The organism is Streptomyces sp. 8L, from assembly GCF_020176795.1.
In the GTDB taxonomy this organism is placed as follows: Bacteria; Actinomycetota; Actinomycetes; order Streptomycetales; family Streptomycetaceae; genus Streptomyces.
The window spans coordinates 1-2,988 of the sequence record NZ_JAIUKE010000766.1; the positions used below are offsets into that span (position 1 = coordinate 1).

At 74.3% G+C, this 2,988-nt stretch carries 2 protein-coding genes and 1 pseudogene; 1 reads left to right on the top strand and 2 read right to left on the bottom strand.

Annotated features, from left to right (window positions below; all coding sequences use genetic code 11):
* Nucleotides 1-95 precede the first annotated feature (95 nt).
* Entirely contained in the window at nucleotides 96-479 is a 384-nt protein-coding gene (locus LCE31_RS38470; RefSeq protein ID WP_225022840.1) for a BlaI/MecI/CopY family transcriptional regulator, read from the top strand.
* A 180-nt stretch (nucleotides 480-659) separates the two neighbouring features.
* Here the strand turns inward: LCE31_RS38470 and LCE31_RS38475 are convergent.
* Nucleotides 660-1,454 (bottom strand): annotated as a pseudogene (locus tag LCE31_RS38475) (DeoR/GlpR family DNA-binding transcription regulator); the annotation flags it as partial.
* Nucleotides 1,455-1,608: 154 nt separating this feature from the next.
* Nucleotides 1,609-2,532, bottom strand: coding sequence for an SIS domain-containing protein (locus LCE31_RS38480; protein WP_225022842.1), 924 nt, complete (start codon nucleotides 2,530-2,532; stop codon nucleotides 1,609-1,611).
* Nucleotides 2,533-2,988 lie beyond the last annotated feature (456 nt).

The following is a 2,988-nucleotide window of genomic DNA, read 5'->3' on the forward strand; positions in this document are numbered from 1 at the left end:
GAGGGGTGTGGCAGACTCGGAGAGCACCACAGCTTCTACACCGCCGTAGAAGTCCTACACGAATGTAGAAGACAAGACGAGGAAACCACAAACCGATGGACGCGGGCACACACGGACGGGGCCGGAAGCGGGGCAATGGCGAGCGGGAGGCGGAGGTCCTCGAACTGCTGCTGGACGCGGGTGACGCGCTGACCGCGGGCGACGTCGCGGAGCGCCTCGGCGGCGGCCTCGCGTACAGCACGGTGGTGACGATCCTCAGCCGGCTGTACGCGAAGCAGCTGCTGACGCGCGTGCCGCGCGGGCGCGCCTACGCGTACGCCCCGGTCACCGACGACCCGGGGTTCGCCGCCCGCAGGATGAGCACGGTCCTCGACGAGCGTCCCGACCGTGCGGCGGTCCTCGCCCGCTTCGCAGACGCCCTCTCCGCCGACGACGCGGAGCTGCTCCGGCGGCTCCTGGACGAGGACGCGGCCCGTTGAGACGCCTCCCGGGCGAGGCGCCCTCCCGGTCTGATCGGTAAGGCGTCAGCCGTTCGGGCGCGCGCCGCCCGGGTCGGAGGACTCCGTGCCCGGTCCGCCCGGGGCCGGGCCGTCGCCGTCTCCGCCGTCGGCGCGCCCCGTGCCCTCCCCGGGCCGTGCGTCCGCCGGAGTCCGGGCGTCCCCCTCCGGTGTCGCGGTGACCACGTGCCAGCCGGCCTCCGCGAAGTCGCGCAGGGCCCGCTCGGGGGCCTCCCCGTCCGTGAGGAAGGTGTCGAAGACCTCGGGGCCGCCGATCGTGGCGAAGGCCCGGTTGCCGATCTTGGTGGAGTCCGCGACCAGCACGGCGCGTCCCGCGCGCTCCGCCATCAGACGGTTGACGCGAGCCTCCGCCTCGTCGTGGACCGTCGCGCCCATCAGCGGGTCGACGCCGTTGACGCCGATGAAGGAGACGTCCATGGTGATCTGGCCGAGCACCAGGTCGCTGTAGGGGCCGACGAGTTCGAACGTACGGCTGTGCGCGACCCCGCCGGTCAGGACGATCTTCACGGTGGGCCGCACCGACAGCTCGTACGCGATGTTCAGCGCGTTGGTGACCACGGTCAGGTTCGGCCGGGGGCCCGGTTCCTGGAGGTCGGGCCGGACCGCCAGCGCACGCGCGATCTCCGTCGTGGTGGTGCCTCCGGAGAGTCCGACCACGCTGCCGCGCCCGACCAGGCGCCCCGCCGCCTCCGCGATGCGGCGCTTCTGCGCCGGGCGGTGCGCGGCCCGGTAGCGCACCGGCAGGTCGTACGCCACGGAGCTGAGCACCGCGCCGCCCCTGGTCCGGGTGAGCAGCCGCTGCTCCGCCAGGGCGTCCATGTCCCGGCGCACGGTCGCGGGCGACACCAGGAGCGCCGCCGCGGCGTCGTCCACCTGGACCTGGCCGCGCTCCGCCAGGAGGTCGAGCAGCGCGTTCAGCCGCTCGTGCCGCATCATCAGGTGCCTCCCGAGGGTCGTGTACGCGTACGGGGCCCGGCGTGCACCCGCGGGAACGCGCCGGGCGGACCGGGCCGGCCGACAGGACCACCGCGCGGACCGGACGCGACCGGATCGAGGCCGGCCCGATGCGCCGACGCGTCGACGCGCCCGGTCAGTTCGCCCCGCCGGCCGCTCCGTCGAGGACGACGGAACGCGTCAGACTACGCGGGGAGTCCGGGTCGAGGCCACGGGCGCGCGCCCGCTCAAGCGCCACCCGCTGCACCAGCACCAGCTCCGCCAGCGGATCGCGGTCGTGCGCCACGAACCGCGCGCCCGTACCGCGCACCTGCTCGCCGAGGCCCTCGGGCGCCGCGCCGAACATCCAGGTCACCCGGCCGGGCGCCGCGATCGCCACCGGCCCGTGCCGGTACTCCATCGCCGGGTACGACTCGGTCCAGCTCTGGGAGGCCTCGCGCATCTTCAGCGCGGCCTCGTTCGCCAGGCCGTACGTCCAGCCCTGTCCGAGGAAGGAGAACTGCTCGGCGTCCACCCACGCGCCCTCGACGGGGGCCTCCAGCGCCGCCTCGGCGTCGTGCACCGCCGCCGCCACGGCGTCCGCGCCCCCGGCGTGCGCGCGGAGCACGGTGAGCGCCGTCGTCGCGAACCGGGTCTGCACCACCGACCGCTCGTCGGCGAACGGAAGGCGCACCACATCGTCCACCGCGTCCACCATCGGTGATTCCACGTCGCCGATCAGGGCCACGGTCCTGACGCCCCCGCGAGCCCGCACCTCGTCCAGCAGGCGGAGCACCTCCGTCGTGGTGCCGGAACGGCTGATCGCCACGACCGCGTCGTAGGCGCGCCCCGCGACCGGGGCCTCGGACGCGGCGAACGCGTCCGTCCCGCCGAGGCCCGCCGCCTCGCGCAGCGCCGCGTACGACTGCGCCATGAACCACGAGGTCCCGCAGCCCACCACGGCCACCCGCTGCCCCGGGGCGGGCAGCGGGCAGGAGGGCACGGCGGCGATCCGGGCCGCCTCCCGCCAGCACTCCGGCTGGCCGAGGATCTCCTGCGCCATGAATTCGAGCTCGCTCACGCGGCCACTCCCGTCGTCCACCGTCGTCCCGGTCACCGGCGGTCGCAGGCGGCCGTGACCGCCGTCGCCCCCGCCTGCTGCATGCCGCCTACCCACACTGCGTACTTCTGACGATTGAGCCTAGCAATCAATCAAGAACGCGCGGCAAGAATGTTGACAACTGCGTGAAGACACCGGGAAACTCGCAGCCACGATCAGGCCGACCCGCCGCACGTGTCATCCCGTACGTTCCATGCCGTACGTCCCATCCCGTACGCGTCATGTCGTACGTGTCATGTCCCGTGCGTCCCGCGGGGCCCGCGGGCGCACCGCGCCGGCCGGTCCGAGCGCGACGGAAACACACCGCACGACCGCACCGCAGCAGGAGTCCCCCCGCCCGGCCGCTCGGCCGGGCCCGAGCTCTGTGAGGTCTCGTGAGCCACCGTCCCTTCCGCACCCCCGGCCCGGGCACGGGCC